Origin of the sequence: Saccharospirillum alexandrii (genome assembly GCF_004000275.1) — a bacterium.
GTDB lineage: Bacteria > Pseudomonadota > Gammaproteobacteria > Pseudomonadales > Natronospirillaceae > Saccharospirillum > Saccharospirillum alexandrii.
On sequence record NZ_RCIP01000004.1, the window covers coordinates 376272 to 390169 of the forward strand.

General features: G+C 54.4%; 14 protein-coding genes. 10 read left to right on the forward strand and 4 right to left on the reverse strand.

Annotated features, from left to right (window positions below; all coding sequences use genetic code 11):
- Positions 1-309: 309 nt before the first annotated feature.
- Positions 310-1755 carry a sucrose phosphorylase gene (gene gtfA / locus EP166_RS17625; protein ID WP_127559499.1) on the reverse strand — a complete coding sequence of 482 codons (1446 nt, stop codon included), beginning with the start codon at positions 1753-1755 and terminating at the stop codon, positions 310-312.
- Between the two features lie 179 nt (positions 1756-1934).
- Here gtfA and EP166_RS21670 point away from each other — a divergent pair, with 179 nt between their 5' ends.
- The gene (locus EP166_RS21670; RefSeq protein WP_127559501.1) at positions 1935-3347 is read left to right on the forward strand and encodes a methyl-accepting chemotaxis protein; all 1413 of its coding nucleotides are present in this window, start codon (positions 1935-1937) and stop codon (positions 3345-3347) included.
- 19 nt (positions 3348-3366) lie between these two features.
- On the opposite strand, the gene EP166_RS17635 is transcribed toward EP166_RS21670, so the two are convergent.
- The 3 genes from EP166_RS17635 to cmoA all read right to left on the reverse strand — a co-directional run bounded on the left by EP166_RS17635 (position 3367) and on the right by cmoA (position 6676).
- Positions 3367-4137, reverse strand: a complete 771-nt coding sequence (locus EP166_RS17635; protein ID WP_127559503.1) for a hypothetical protein — start codon at positions 4135-4137, stop codon at positions 3367-3369.
- A 773-nt stretch (positions 4138-4910) separates the two neighbouring features.
- Positions 4911-5915: a tRNA 5-methoxyuridine(34)/uridine 5-oxyacetic acid(34) synthase CmoB gene (gene cmoB, locus EP166_RS17640; RefSeq protein ID WP_127559505.1), complete on the reverse strand. Its 1005-nt coding sequence runs from the start codon at positions 5913-5915 to the stop codon at positions 4911-4913.
- Between the two features lie 11 nt (positions 5916-5926).
- The gene (gene cmoA / locus EP166_RS17645; RefSeq protein WP_127559580.1) at positions 5927-6676 is read right to left on the reverse strand and encodes a carboxy-S-adenosyl-L-methionine synthase CmoA; all 750 of its coding nucleotides are present in this window, start codon (positions 6674-6676) and stop codon (positions 5927-5929) included.
- Between the two features lie 144 nt (positions 6677-6820).
- Between cmoA and prfC the strand changes: the two genes are divergently transcribed.
- The 9 genes from prfC to EP166_RS17690 all read left to right on the forward strand — a co-directional run bounded on the left by prfC (position 6821) and on the right by EP166_RS17690 (position 13717).
- On the forward strand, positions 6821-8398 hold the full coding sequence (gene prfC, locus EP166_RS17650) for a peptide chain release factor 3 (RefSeq protein WP_127559507.1): 1578 nt from the start codon (positions 6821-6823) through the stop codon (positions 8396-8398).
- A 69-nt stretch (positions 8399-8467) separates the two neighbouring features.
- Positions 8468-8809 carry a hypothetical protein gene (locus tag EP166_RS17655; RefSeq protein ID WP_127559509.1) on the forward strand — a complete coding sequence of 114 codons (342 nt, stop codon included), beginning with the start codon at positions 8468-8470 and terminating at the stop codon, positions 8807-8809.
- A 141-nt stretch (positions 8810-8950) separates the two neighbouring features.
- Positions 8951-9379 (forward strand): 50S ribosomal protein L13, encoded by a 429-nt coding sequence (rplM, locus tag EP166_RS17660; RefSeq protein ID WP_127559511.1) that lies wholly within the window; start codon positions 8951-8953, stop codon positions 9377-9379.
- An 11-nt stretch (positions 9380-9390) separates the two neighbouring features.
- Positions 9391-9786, forward strand: a complete 396-nt coding sequence (gene rpsI / locus EP166_RS17665; RefSeq protein WP_127559513.1) for a 30S ribosomal protein S9 — start codon at positions 9391-9393, stop codon at positions 9784-9786.
- 235 nt (positions 9787-10021) lie between these two features.
- Positions 10022-10615, forward strand: coding sequence for a ubiquinol-cytochrome c reductase iron-sulfur subunit (gene petA / locus EP166_RS17670; RefSeq protein ID WP_127559515.1), 594 nt, complete (start codon positions 10022-10024; stop codon positions 10613-10615).
- On the forward strand, positions 10615-11841 hold the full coding sequence (locus EP166_RS17675) for a cytochrome b (protein WP_127559517.1): 1227 nt from the start codon (positions 10615-10617) through the stop codon (positions 11839-11841). The genes petA and EP166_RS17675 overlap by 1 nt, the downstream gene beginning before the upstream one ends.
- Positions 11838-12593, forward strand: coding sequence for a cytochrome c1 (locus tag EP166_RS17680; RefSeq protein ID WP_127559519.1), 756 nt, complete (start codon positions 11838-11840; stop codon positions 12591-12593). The genes EP166_RS17675 and EP166_RS17680 overlap by 4 nt, the downstream gene beginning before the upstream one ends.
- Positions 12594-12686: 93 nt before the next feature.
- On the forward strand, positions 12687-13316 hold the full coding sequence (locus tag EP166_RS17685) for a glutathione S-transferase N-terminal domain-containing protein (protein WP_028672244.1): 630 nt from the start codon (positions 12687-12689) through the stop codon (positions 13314-13316).
- Positions 13316-13717 carry a ClpXP protease specificity-enhancing factor gene (locus EP166_RS17690; RefSeq protein ID WP_181952732.1) on the forward strand — a complete coding sequence of 134 codons (402 nt, stop codon included), beginning with the start codon at positions 13316-13318 and terminating at the stop codon, positions 13715-13717. Before EP166_RS17685 ends, EP166_RS17690 begins: the two co-directional genes overlap by 1 nt.
- Positions 13718-13898: the final 181 nt, after the last annotated feature.

Below are 13898 nucleotides of genomic sequence, written 5' to 3' on the forward strand. Positions count from 1 at the left end.
CGTTTAAGACACGTTGTCATCTGCTTTTTTAGAACAATTTCTTCTGACCAGCAGACTTAACTACTTCTTAACGTCTTAATCGATACAGCGTAGACGTGCTTTGGAGCATTTCCAGTCTAGACAACGGGAAATTAACACCGCCTGAACCGGACTGTCTTGACCCGTATCAGCTCTAACAGCCTGTTACCGGAATAAGGACGCTCCGGCAAATTTGATGACTGTTAAGTCATTGATTTTGTGAGAGAAGCGACAATCGCAATTTTGAGTCTCGTGTGTTGAAAAAGGCGGGAAGCCTTTTTCAACAACCTACTAAAGCACAAACAGCTCGGCCCCGGTGTGATCGGTAATGCGAGCCCTGCGGGCCAGGCAGTCGAGGGTCAGCGTTAGCCGCGCGTCGCTGTTCGCCCAGCTCAGGGTTAGCTGGTTGTCAGCAAGGTCCAGCGTAAAGGTGCCATCGAAAGCTGAATGCTCGTTCCGCAGGCGAATCAGACCAATAAGTTGCTGCACCACGGGTCGTTCCAGCGCGTCGTCGATGTCGGCAGAGCGGTAATACGCCCGGTTGATGTCACGGCCAACGCCGGTTTTTGTCAGCAGGCCCATGTCATTGCCGCCAGCCAGCAGGCCGGTGTAGTACACCTGGGGAACACCGGGCGCGAAAAACTGAAGGGCCCGGGCGATGAGGTATTCGTTATCGCGTTCACCCAGGGCCGCATAATAGGTGCAGTTGACCTGGTACAGATCGAGGTTCGATGCGGCGGCGCCGGTGGCTAACCGGCTCTGGTCGTTTGAACGCTGGTGAATGGTTTCAACCAGCTGATCGATCGCCTCGGGTGCCAGCAAGCCAGGCTTGTCGCCGTCGGCCCCGACATCCAGCACGCCGATGCCATCGTGGGTATCCAGCACGGTAATGCAGTTGCGTGGCGATTGTTCCAGCCAGTTGACCAGAGGGCGAGCGTCGCCGGTAAACAGCAGATGGAGAATTAGGGGCGGCAGTGCGAAGTCGTAGACGCGACCGACCCGGTTGGCAATGTCGATCTGGGTCTGGTAATGACTGTGAATCTCAACCAGGGTTTCAATGCCCCGCGCAGCGGCGTTGTCGGACAATTGCTGAATAAAGGCATAGGTTTCCGGCAGCATAAAGCAGCGGGTGCCCGGGCGTTTGATCGCGTAGCCAGCGGCATCGAGCCGAATCATCGACACGCCGGATTGTTCAAAGCGGTCGAGAATGCTGTTTAGATACGCCTTGCCGACCTCGGTTTCAACGTTGATGTCCAGTTGCTGCGGGGTGAAAGTAGTCCACATCAGATGGTTGGTACCGCCCAGGGTATAGGGCGTCCAGGGCAGGCTGGGCCGCGGCCGGTAGATTGCGGTGATCTCCTCTTCGCGGGCACCGTCGGGGAAGACGCTCTGGTAAGTCAGAAACAGCGGGAACCAGGGGCTGTCGCTGCCCCGGGCAACAACATCGGCAAACTGCGGCGAACGGCTGGAGACGTGATTGACAATCAGGTCGGCCATGACGTCGGTGCTGTTACTCAGCTCAAGCACATCGCCCCAGTCACCCAGGCGCGGGTCGACGGTCAGATGATCATCCGGATCGAAGCCGGCATCGGAACCGTCGATGGGGGTATAGAACGGTAACAGGTGCACTCCACCAAACACGCCCTCCAGCGAGGTGGTCAGCAAGCGGTGCAGGGCCTGAACGCCGCTGCCGCCAAAGCGGTCAACGTAGGTAATTAACTGAACCTGATTTTTCATGCTCGGTCTCTGTAGGGCGTTAACAGGAGGTGGACGATAATCGTCTTAAACGATTAAGTAAAGCATTAAACCTCAGACTAAACCGGTATTGGTGACTGAACGGACAAACTGACCAACCCGGTCTAAAGTTCTAACACCTATAGCAGTCATACTGCAGTCAAAGTTGCTGAGGTGGTTCAATGTTGACGTGGTTCTTGCCCAATACTGAGGGTGATCAGGTTCGGGAGAAAGCAGTTGTGGTGTTTTGCCTGCTGGCGTTGCTGGTGGGCGCTTACTCTCTGGTTAAATGGCGTGCCTTTGATGTAGGCGAGTTGCAGTTGACGGCCCTGATATTGATGGCGCTGGTGTTGCCGGTGCCGTTTCTGGTGCGCCAGGGGTATTCAGTGGTGCTCGGCGGCAATCTTGCCATTTTGGGCATGGCGGTTCATGCGCTGTATTCAGCCTATATGTTCGGTGGCATCGATTCGCAGTATCTGTTGTGGATGGTCACCTTGATCGTGTTGGCTTATATGATGACCAATCCGTTGTGGGGCTCGGTTTGGTCGGCTGCGATGCTGTTGGTCGCGATCGTGTTTGTGCGTCTCAAGCTGACCGGGCATACCTTTCCCGAGCCACCTTTGACGGGCTCTGATCTCAATCGGGATATCGTCGTTGGATATCTGTTACCGGTAGTAATGATTTGGGTTGGGCAATCTTATATGCAGCGCATCACGTTGAGCGCTGTAGCGGAAGCTCGCTCGGCCGAGGCGGCAGTCAGCAAACAGAAGGCCAGCCTTGAGCAAGCCAGTGACCAGATGAATACCGTGATGACACAAACACGGGATGTATCCGGGCGGCTGGTCAGGGCGACCGCTTCGCTGGGCGAGGTAGAGGCTCAGATAGGTGCGCAGTCCGGAGAGTTGAACGATGCTGCCGGTCGCCAGCATGAGTTTGCGGCCAGTCTGGCTGCGAGCCTGGAGCGGGTGCAGGATGCAGTTTCGGTGAGCGAGGAGGCATTGAGTCAGGTTGGGCAGTCGCTGGATGCCACGGAATCCGAAAGTGAGCAGACCCGGCAGCTGGCCTCTCAGTTACTGGCACTGATGGATGTGATAAAGGCCAGCAACGACCGTATTGAGCAAGCCTCGCAGGTGATTATCGATATTGCCACCCAGACCAATTTGCTGGCCTTGAATGCGGCGATTGAAGCCGCCCGGGCCGGGGAGCATGGGCGAGGTTTTGCTGTGGTGGCCGACGAAGTCCGAACACTGTCGACCCGTAGCAACCAGTCCGCCAATGAGATTAATACCTTGCTGGCTGACAGTGCCAAACACATAAAGCAGGGCCTGACTCAGGCGAAAGACAGCGAGCAGCGAGTGCACGCTGTGACCGAGCAGGTGACTGCCATGCGCAGTGCTTTTACAGAGCTCCAACAACAACTGAGGACCGTTGCAACGGAAATGCAGCAACAAACTCGCAGTGGTGAGGAATTGAACCAGATTAGCAGCTCCACCTTGAAGACGGTGCAAAACCTCAGCAATCGATTGGTAGCTCTGGCCGAAGTGGCTGATCTGGTACAGCAGTCTGCTGATGAGTTGAGTGTGGTGACGAAGTGAAATTATTCAGTGCTAGTATTCAATTACTCACTGGCTGGCGGCTCTTGGCTAGGGATATCAACCAGTGAGCTGCAAATAAAACTAAGAAAAAAACGGCGGTGTTTGCTATTGAACCAGCATGATTTGAAGGTGAAAGGGATATCAATAGCGTAATGCCGGACGAGAAAGACAAGCTTTCAACGAAATCTATTGCACGTTTGGCTAACGGTGTTGCCTTCTTCCTCGTCGCAAGAAGTTTGGTATTACCAGGCCATACTTGATTATTAAAAACTCCAAGAATTACTAAGAATGAACAGATTGTCTGAACTATTGATAGGCTATAGACATACCCCATGACAGCCGAAAAAAGAGACGCATAGCCAATGGTTCGAAATGCAATAATTATCATTTTTTGACTTACTTTATTAAACCTGAAAGAAGAATAAAGCCGGAAAACCAGGAAAGACAAGGCAGACATTAGTATCAAAATCAACCAGATCCACTCATAAAAATACAATAGTAGTGTTGTTTCCGAACTGGGAAATGATATCAAAGCAACCAAGCCACCTGTACTGGTCAGGCTACGTGCCGAGGTCCGAGTGCTCTGCAATTTTGTTCGTGGAGTCTCGTTGTAGCTTTTGATTATTAAACCAGGGGTGAATACAGCAAGAAAGTATAAGATTGAGTGAGCTAAATACATTGCTTGAGGTTGTGACATTGTATCGAAAGGGAAGCCAAGTAAAAAGCTCAGTCCTAGCGGCAAGCCAACTACAAAAGCCATTGCTCTAAGCGCGTCTTTGTTAGTTCTCAAAAAAATGGCCTTCCATTATTACCCAGTCTCTTTGTATTGAAACGTTTAATTAGTCAGTAGTGGTCTTTAATGCTCGCTGAGTATTTCTAGTTATTGGTTGTGAAATTCATGAAGCAGATTTATTGAAATCAACACGGATAAAGCCAGGAAAAAAACTACCCCATCGATACCAGCAAACGGGCCTGACTTTCCAAGCCAAAACGATGTAACCCCAAAAGGTAAGCAGGCTATCTGAGTTTTTGTCATGCTCTCTCCATTTTGACTTGAAAGCTGCCGGTTAAGTTCGCCCGCTCTCAACAGCACTCAGCTATGCTTTCACATTACTCGACATGATGCCGCGTTAAAAAAATAGCTTTTTACTGTCAGGCTCGCCATCAGGGCGTCACAAGGTCGTATTACATAATAACGATGTGACTGTTAGCCCGACCGGCCTACAACCCGGTGCGCTAATGAACAGAAATTTTTGTAAGTTTGGCAATGCAAAGTATGTAGATGGGCTGTTTATAATCTGGCTCATGAAGACATCCTTCCTTCCAATTTTCATTGGCGGTTCAGCTAATGCTGAGTCCCTACGCCGTTGTTGAGTCTAGATGTTTAATGCGATGAGGAGAGATTATTCGATTGACGTAGTTTTGAACAGCCGAAAAAGTGACCATTTATTGTTAAAAAAGCATCACTTCTTCAGATAGTTTAAAAATTGTGATCAAGTTGGCTGTACAATGTGGCTGCCATATCGATAGCTGTCTATTTAGCCGAGTTTTCTGAGAGTGACCTCAGTCCAGATAGTACCTGCGGAGACGTTTGGCACCAGCCGGTTTTGTCGCGATAAGTGTAGCTCGCAAAGGTGCTGGGTGTCCTTCGATAGTTTGTGTTTGATCAGTTGGGCTTAGGTAATCAATCAGCGACTGGCCGGGTTTCCAGTCGGTGGTGCGTTGCTCTTCGGTTGTTGTGGGCGTGACATCAGCGATGTGCACGTCTTCGAAACCGGATTTTTCCAGCCAGTGCGCTAGTGCTTTCGGGCTGGGCAGAAACCAGACGTTATTCATGCGGGCGTACCGGCCCGGTGGCACAAAGGCTTCGCGTTCGTTGCCGTCGACGACCAGGGTTTCCAGTACCAGTTCACCGCCGGGTCTTAACGCAGCGCGCAGCTCGGCGAGGTGATCGAGCGGCGAGCGTCGGTGGTAGAGCACGCCCATCGAAAATACCGTATCGAAGGCTTCGAGGTCGGGGGTCAGGCTTTCCAGCGTGAACGGCAAAACCGTGTGACTCGGGTCTTGAACATAATGGTTGATGGCCAGGTGTTGCACGACGGATAACCAGGAGGGGTCGATGCCGGCCACAACGCGAGCGCCAGCCGCTTTCATGCGCCAGCCGTAGTAGCCGTTGCCACTGCCGACATCCAGCACGCAACGGCCGTTAAGGTCGCTCAGGTGCGGGGCGACACGGGCCCATTTCAGGTCACAGCGCCATTCCGAGTCGATGTGGGTGCCAAACAACCGGAACGGTCCCTTGCGCCAGGGGATTAAGCCGCGCAGGGCGTGCTCCAGTTGCGTCTGGTCTGTATCGCTTAGGGGGTTGGTTGTTGTCAGTTCGACATGGTGCGGGTCGAAACTGATATCGGTCACATCCGGGAGCTGGTCGATGCATTTCAAAAAGCGCGGCAGGTTGCCATCGTTCAGAGTGGCAAATAACTCGTCCAACTGAGACTGGAGTGGCGCTTGCCAGACAGACAGGGGCGTATGGCTCAGGGTCGCTATAAAAGGTCGAAAGTCGATCATGGGTACCCGTGCTACTTAATGGCCAGAAAGGAGGCGAAGTTGAAGCTCTGAAACCAGAGGGTTGCGGTGCTGAAGCCAACCGCTTTCAGCCGCTTCAGGTGGTCTTCGGCGGTTTCGGGCAGCAGCACGCGTTCAATCGCCTGGCGCTTCTGGCTGATTTCCAGGTCGCTGTAGCCATTGGCGCGCTTGAAATCGTGGTGGTGTTGAATCAGCAACTGGTCTTGCACCGGATCGGGAAAGCGCAGTTTTTCAGAAAGCACCAGAGCTGCGCCGGGCAGCATGCCGTCGTATATTCGCTGCAAGGTCATCTGGCGGTGTTCGAGTGGAATGAACTGCAGGGTAAAGTTCAGCACTACGAAGGAGGCGTTCTCAAGCGTCAGTGAGGTGATGTCCGCACAGAGCATCTGCACCGGGGTTGGCAAGTCCTCACTCTCCAGGAAATCCCGGCTGCGTTCGAGCATGGCTTCGCTGTTGTCGACAGCGACAATCACGGCGCCCGGGGCATGTACCCGGTGGCGCATGGCCAGACTGGCGGCACCGAGGGAGCTGCCCAGATCATAGAGCCGGCTGTTGGGCTGGGCGTATTGCTCGGCGAGGATGCCGATCATGCCTATTATGTGGCTATAGCCCGGCACCGAGCGTTTGATCATGTCCGGAAAGACGCGTGCGACGGTATCGTCAAAGCGGAAGTCGGCGACCTGACCGTGTGCGCTGGCGTAGATCGTGTCTTTGGCGGGTTCGGGTGGCTGGTGATGCGTCATGGTCAAGCGGGTCACTTTGGGCATTGGGTGGCGGTATTTTACATGGACCGCCGACTATCTTCGCCCCTGTGGTCGAAAATCAGGCGGCGAACGTTATAATGCGCGGCAATTTGAACCGCTTTGTCTGGGAAATGCCGCTTATCTATGAGCACCATTGCTGAAGAAGTCTCAAAACGTCATACCTTCGCCATCATTTCGCACCCCGATGCCGGTAAGACCACCATTACTGAAAAGGTGCTGCTGTTCGGGAAGGCCCTGCAGACGGCCGGTACCGTGAAGGGCAAGAAGTCTGGCCAGCATGCGAAGTCGGACTGGATGGAAATGGAAAAAGACCGGGGTATTTCCATTACCACCTCGGTTATGCAGTTCCCCTACAACGACAAGCTGGTGAATCTGCTCGATACCCCGGGGCACGAAGACTTCTCCGAAGACACTTACCGTACCCTGACCGCGGTTGACTCCTGTTTAATGGTAATCGATGCGGCCAAGGGCGTTGAGGACCGGACCATCAAGCTGATGGACGTCGCCCGGATGCGCGAAACCCCGGTACTGACCTTTATGAACAAGCTCGACCGCGATATCCGCGAGCCGCTTGAGCTTATGGATGAAGTCGAGAATATCCTGAAGATCAGTTGTGCGCCCATCACCTGGCCGATTGGCCAGGGCAAGCAGTTCAAGGGCGTCTACCACCTGCTGAACGATGAAGTGCTGCTGTATCAGACTGGCCAGGGGCACATGATCCAGGAGCGTCGGGTCATCAAGGGGCTCGACAACCCAGATGTGGACAAGGCGCTGGGCGAATACGCCGAGGAATTGCGTCAGGATGTTGAACTGCTGGCCGCCGCCAACAAGTTCGATCTGGAAGAGTTCCTGGCCGGACAACTCACACCGGTGTTCTTCGGCACGGCGCTGGGTAACTTTGGCGTCGACCACATGCTCGACGGCCTGGTGGACTGGGCGCCGAACCCCCAGCCTAGGGCCACCGATGAGCGGGTTGTGGATGCCAGTGAAAGCTCTTTCTCCGGTTTCGTCTTCAAGATTCAGGCAAACATGGACCCGAACCACCGCGATCGTGTTGCCTTCCTGCGCATTGTGTCCGGCAAATACGAGAAAGGCATGAAGATGAAACATGTCCGCACCGGCAAAGACGTACGCATCTCCGACGCTCTGACCTTCCTCGCAGGTGATCGGTCTGCTGTCGAGGAAGCCTGGCCCGGTGACATCATCGGGCTTCACAACCACGGTACGATTCAGATTGGTGATACCTTTACCCAGGGTGAGATGGTCAAGTTCTCGGGTATCCCGAACTTCGCGCCCGAACTGTTCCGCCGCATTCGCCTGCGCGACCCGCTTAAGGCCAAGCAATTGCAAAAGGGCCTGATGCAGCTGTCTGAAGAGGGCGCAGTCCAGGTCTTCCGGCCGCTCAAGAACAATGACCTGATCGTCGGCGCTGTTGGTATGCTGCAGTTCGACGTGGTGGCCCAGCGCTTGAAGTCGGAGTACAAGGTCGATGCGGTTTACGAGCCCATCAGTGTGGCCACGGCGCGCTGGGTCGAGTGCTCGGACCCGCGCAAACTGGAGCAATTCCGCGATAAGGCCTACGATAATCTGGCGCTGGATGGCGGAGATAACCTGGCCTATGTGGCCCCGACCATGGTCAATCTGCAGATGGCGCAGGAACGGCACCCTGATATTGCGTTCCGGAAAACCCGGGAACATTGATGCAGGGCCTGGTGCCCGTTTTGGCCGTTGCCGAGTGACGGGCGGCATCATTCAACCTGGAGGGACGGCATGATCATCTATCTGGTGGCGCTGGCGCTGATTGTTGCGGGTGCCTCGACCGGCCTCTTTACGCTGCTACACAGCCGGGTGCTGAAAGGCCGCTTGCGGCTCTACGATGCCAAGGGGTACTGGGTGGTCAGTATGTTGATGCTGACGTTTCTGGTGACCAGTCTCGCCTATTTCTGGGGTGTCACCCGCTTTGTGTTGAGCCCGGAAGTGGGCCTGGAGCCTGAAACTGTGTTCGGTATGCTGGTGACGGTTTTTGGCTGCATTGCCGGCCTTGGCGTAGGCCTGGTGCGCTTCGCGAGAGTGAGAATGCCGGGCGGAACCACGGAAAGCGACGGGATGTAGCAGGGCCGTTCGGCCATCGGCCCGTTTTTGAATACTATTTGATCGAAGGCGCTTGCAAAGGGGTGGTTGTTTCTTTACTATCCGCGCCCTTATTTCGGATTAACTGCCCCTGAGCCCCCCACTTTTATTAGGCGGAGTTAAATGAAAACTTTTGTAGCAAAACCGGCTGAAGTAAAGCGCGACTGGTACGTAGTCGATGCCCAAGGCCAAACGTTGGGTCGCTTGTCGACCGAAATTGCTCGTCGTTTGCGCGGCAAGCATAAAGCAGAGTTCACGCCTCACGTGGATACTGGCGATTACATCGTCGTGATCAACGCCGAGAAAGTGGCTGTGACCGGTCGTAAGACCAAGCAAAAAATGTATCACCGTCATACCGGGTACCCGGGTGGCCTGAAGTCTATGAGCTTCGAAAAAATGATCGACCACAAGCCCGAGCGCGTGATCGAACTGGCGGTTAAAGGCATGATTCCCCGGAATCCGCTTGGCCGTGCCATGCTGAAGAAGCTGAAGGTGTATGCCGGTGTCGATCATCCGCATACTGCACAACAGCCCAAAGAACTTAAGATTTAATGGGGAGCGACATGACAGCAATTCAGCAATATTACGGTACAGGTCGCCGCAAAACCTCAGCCGCACGTGTCTACCTGCGTCCAGGTACTGGCCAGATCAGCGTCAACAAGCGCCCTCTGGATGTGTACTTTGGTCGTGAAACGTCACGCATGATCGTTCGTCAGCCGCTGGAACTGGTTGAGCTGACTGACAAATTTGACGTCATCATCAGCGTTGCCGGTGGCGGTGCCAACGGTCAGGCCGGTGCGATTCGTCATGGCATTACCCGTGCCCTGATGGTCTACGACGAGACTCTGCGCAAGCAACTGCGTGCCGCCGGTTACGTAACCCGCGACGCCCGGATGGTTGAACGTAAGAAAGTCGGTCTGCACAAGGCGCGTAAGCGTCCGCAATACTCCAAGCGTTAATCGTTCTGGATGGCCCTGCTTTCAAAACGCCCGGACTTGTCCGGGCGTTTTTGTTTGTTACCGCGCCAGCCAGTCGAAACCATGACCATATGGATAGCCGGTAAGGTCCGACCCCTGCCAATACCCTTGTAAGGCGAAGGGTTTTCTTGTCAGTGGGAGTGTAATTCTTTAGTATTCCCGTCATTTTGTGGAAACTGCCCCGTATTTTTTCTACCTTCAGACAGAGGACCTAATAATGACGCAAGACGGCGTAAATAAGGGTCGGCGCCGCTTTCTCTATATCGCGACAGGCGCCATGGGTGCCGTAGGCGCGGTTGGAGTTGCAACCCCGTTCGTCCGCTCCTGGTTTCCCAGTGAGAAAGCTAAGGCGATCGGGGCTCCGGTGACCGTTGACATCAGTAGGCTCGAACCCGGCGAAATGCGCATTGCAGAATGGCGCGGCAAGCCGATTTTCATCGTTCGACGTACTGAAGAGGCCATCGCCAACCTAAAAAGTGATGAACTGGTCGACCGTCTGTCTGACCCCAACTCAGAAGTGGTGTCACAGCAACCAGAATACGCACAGAACCCGGCGCGTTCCCGCTCCGAGGACTTGCTGGTACTGGAAGGCGTATGCACCCATCTGGGCTGTTCACCCCAGTTCCTGCCCAATGTTGAGCCTCAGTCGTTCGATGAGAACTGGATGGGTGGTTTCTTTTGCCCGTGCCACGGGTCCCGTTTTGATCTGGCCGGTCGCGTCTTTCGCGGTGTTCCCGCCCCAACCAATCTGGTGGTGCCTCCGCATATGATCGAAGGGTCCATGCTAACCATTGGTGAGGATACTGCCTGATGAGTACTAACAAGCCAGCCTTCATGCAATGGCTCGACCAGCGCCTGCCGGTCACCAATGCCTATGAAAAGCACATGTCCAAGTACTATGCGCCGGTTAACCTGAACTTCTGGTACGTGTTCGGGTTGCTGGCAACATTGGTATTCGCCAACCAGATCCTGACCGGGATCTGGCTAACCATGTCGTTCGTGCCCAGTGCCGATGAAGCCTTTCTCTCCGTCGAATACATCATGCGCGATGTTGAGATGGGGTGGCTGATTCGCTACATGCACTCCACCGGTGCGTCTTTCTTCTTTATTGTCGTTTACCTTCACATGTTCCGCGGCATTATGTACGGCTCGTACAAAAAGCCTCGTGAACTGATCTGGGTGTTCGGCATGTTCATCTACCTGGTGCTGATGGCCGAAGGCTTCATGGGCTATGTACTGCCCTGGGGTCAGATGTCTTACTGGGGTGCCCAGGTGATCATCTCTCTGTTCGGTGCCATTCCGGTCATCGGCGATGGCCTGACTGAGTGGATCCGGGGTGACTTCCTGATTTCCGGCATCACGCTGAACCGCTTCTTTGCACTGCACGTTATCGCCTTGCCGCTGGTTCTGGCGCTATTGGTGGTGCTGCACATTCTGGCGCTGCACGAAGTGGGTTCCAACAACCCCGACGGCATCGACATCAAGAAGCACAAAGACGAACAGGGTAAACCACTGGACGGCATTCCGTTCCACCCCTACTACACGCTTGGCAAGTTGCCGATGATCATCGTCTTCCTGTTCGTGTTCTGCGGTGTGATCTTCTTCTTCCCTGAAGGCGGCGGCTATTTCCTCGAGCATGCCAACTTTGAGCCGGCTAACCCGCTGAAGACGCCAGAGCATATTGCACCGACCTGGTATTACGGTGCTTTCTACTCCATCTTGCGGGCTGTGCCTGACAAGTTGATGGGTGTGATCGCCATGGGCGCCGCCATTGCCATTCTCTTCATCCTGCCCTGGCTGGATAAGAGCCCGGTGCTGAGCTGGCGTTACAAGGGCTGGATGAGCAAGACCGCCATTGTGGTGTTTGCCCTGGCCTTCATCATGCTGTCTTACCTGGGTGGTCAGCCGGTAACCGATCTGAATACCTGGTTGGCCCGCATTGGCTCTGTGATCTATTTCGGCTTCTTCCTGCTGATGCCGATATACACGCGCATGGAATCCACCAAACCCGTACCAGAGAGGGTGCCAGCGAAATGAAGAAACTGTTCCTGTCTCTCATATTGAGCATGTCTCCACTGGTGGCCCTGGCCGCCGGTGCCGCGGTTGAGTTGGATCACATCGAGACCGACATTACTGACAAGGCCTCGCTGCAACGCGGTGTTCAGACCTATATGAACTACTGCATGGCCTGTCACTCACTGGAATACGCCCGTTACAACCGGGTTGCTGCTGATCTGGATATTCCCGAAGAGATTTTCGCGGAAAACCTGATCTTTACCGATGCGGCCATCGGTTCGCTGATGCAGAACTCCATGAGCTACGACGATGGCGCGGCCTGGTTTGGTGCGGCGCCGCCGGACCTGACGCTGGTAGCCCGGGTTCGCGGCGAAGACTGGTTGTACACATACCTTCGTGGTTTCTACCAAGACGATAGCCGCCCGCTGGGTGTCAACAACTCTGTGTTTGCCAATGTCGGTATGCCGCACGTTCTGATGGAGCTTCAGGGTTTGTGTGCTGAAGCACCTCATGCCGTCAGTGACCGTCGTTTTGACCCGTTAACGGGGAACCTTATCACCGACGGTGGTTGTGAAAACTACGCGGTTGAAGGCTCGCAAACCAAGGCTGAGTACGACGAGACCATCTATGATCTGGTGAATTTCCTGGATTACATGGGCGAGCCGTATGCCAAAGACCGTGAACGCATTGGCTGGATGGTGTTTGCCTTCCTGGCGGTGTTCCTGGTGATCGGTCAGTTGCTGTATCGCGAGTTGTGGAAAGACATTCACTAACGTGACTGCCGAGTACCATTTTTTGATAAGCGCGGCTGGTCCGCGCTTGTTTTGTCTTGTATCAGGGTGTTTTTACATCGAGGAGAGTACCTAATGGGCGTCGTTGCCAAACGTTCTTCCATGACTTTTTACTCCGATCCGGCCAGTCAATACAGCCACAGGGTGCGTATTGTGCTGGCGGAAAAGGGCGTAGCGGTCGACATCAAAGACGTCGATCCGGATGACATGCCTCAGGAAATTGCCGACATCAACCCTTATAACTCTCTGCCAACACTGGTCGACCGTGACCTCACGCTGTTTGAACACTACGTGATGATGGAGTACCTCGACGAGCGTTTCCCGCACCCGCCGTTGCTGCCGGTATATCCCGTTGCCCGGGCCGAGAGTCGCCAGTACATGGCTCGCATCCAGCGCGACTGGTGCGACAAGGTCGATGTTATCGTTGCTGCCAAGAGTAAAGACAGTGTGACCAAGGCGCGTAAAGAACTGCGCGAAAGCCTGCTGGCCATTGCGCCTTTGTTCGACGAAAAGCCGTTCTTCATGAGCGAGGAGTTCACTCTAGTCGATTGTTGCGTTGCCCCTATTCTGTGGCGTTTGCCGGCCCTGGGTATTGAGTTGACTGAAAAACAGGCCAAGCCGATCCACAAATACATGGAACGTCTGTTTGAACGTGAATCGTTCCAGATCAGCCTGTCTGAAGTCGAGCAGGAGATGCGCGACTGATGAGTGAAATGACCTCCAACAAACCCTACATGCTCAGGGCTTTCCATCAGTGGATTGTCGACAACAACTGCACGCCTTATCTGGTGATTGCAGCCGACTTCCCAGGTGTCGAAGTGCCTGTGCAATTTGTTCGGGATGGTCAGATCACACTTAATATAGCGCCTTCGGCGGTCAGGGAGTTGGTGCTCGACAACCGCTGGGTGGAATTCAGTGCTCGCTTTTCCGGTGTGCCTACTCTGGTCAGAGCGCCCATGTCTTCTATTATGGCCATCTTTGCCAAAGAGAATGGTCAGGGCATGGGGTTCGATCTCGAGGCACCGGACGATCCGGATCCGGACGACACGCCATCGGGTGGTGATGACGGTGGTAGTAAGAAGCCGTCTTTGCGCGTGGTAAAGTAGCTCCGGCCTGATAGCTGAGAGTGCACTGTAAAAGGCGTTCCCCGGGACGCCTTTTTTAATTTCTGCAGAAAGTTTTGAAGAAAGTCAGTAAAGGCGTTGACCCGGGGAACTCAGTCCCTATAATGCGCCTCCGCTGTGACCGAACAGCGGCTCCAACCAGCCGAGAGGCGGGATGAAGTGA

What these genes read in the sequence shown, in the direction of transcription:
- cmoB (WP_127559505.1), bottom strand. Translation starts at nt 5,915, where the DNA reads ATGATCGACTTTCGACCTTTTATAGCGACCCTGAGCCATACGCCCCTG.
- rpsI (WP_127559513.1), top strand. Translation starts at nt 9,391, where the DNA reads ATGACAGCAATTCAGCAATATTACGGTACAGGTCGCCGCAAAACCTCA.
- EP166_RS17680 (WP_127559519.1), top strand. Translation starts at nt 11,838, where the DNA reads ATGAAGAAACTGTTCCTGTCTCTCATATTGAGCATGTCTCCACTGGTG.
- rplM (WP_127559511.1), top strand. Translation starts at nt 8,951, where the DNA reads ATGAAAACTTTTGTAGCAAAACCGGCTGAAGTAAAGCGCGACTGGTAC.
- petA (WP_127559515.1), top strand. Translation starts at nt 10,022, where the DNA reads ATGACGCAAGACGGCGTAAATAAGGGTCGGCGCCGCTTTCTCTATATC.
- EP166_RS17655 (WP_127559509.1), top strand. Translation starts at nt 8,468, where the DNA reads ATGATCATCTATCTGGTGGCGCTGGCGCTGATTGTTGCGGGTGCCTCG.
- EP166_RS17685 (WP_028672244.1), top strand. Translation starts at nt 12,687, where the DNA reads ATGGGCGTCGTTGCCAAACGTTCTTCCATGACTTTTTACTCCGATCCG.
- prfC (WP_127559507.1), top strand. Translation starts at nt 6,821, where the DNA reads ATGAGCACCATTGCTGAAGAAGTCTCAAAACGTCATACCTTCGCCATC.
- gtfA (WP_127559499.1), bottom strand. Translation starts at nt 1,755, where the DNA reads ATGAAAAATCAGGTTCAGTTAATTACCTACGTTGACCGCTTTGGCGGC.
- cmoA (WP_127559580.1), bottom strand. Translation starts at nt 6,676, where the DNA reads ATGACGCATCACCAGCCACCCGAACCCGCCAAAGACACGATCTACGCC.
- EP166_RS17690 (WP_181952732.1), top strand. Translation starts at nt 13,316, where the DNA reads ATGAGTGAAATGACCTCCAACAAACCCTACATGCTCAGGGCTTTCCAT.
- EP166_RS17675 (WP_127559517.1), top strand. Translation starts at nt 10,615, where the DNA reads ATGAGTACTAACAAGCCAGCCTTCATGCAATGGCTCGACCAGCGCCTG.
- EP166_RS21670 (WP_127559501.1), top strand. Translation starts at nt 1,935, where the DNA reads ATGTTGACGTGGTTCTTGCCCAATACTGAGGGTGATCAGGTTCGGGAG.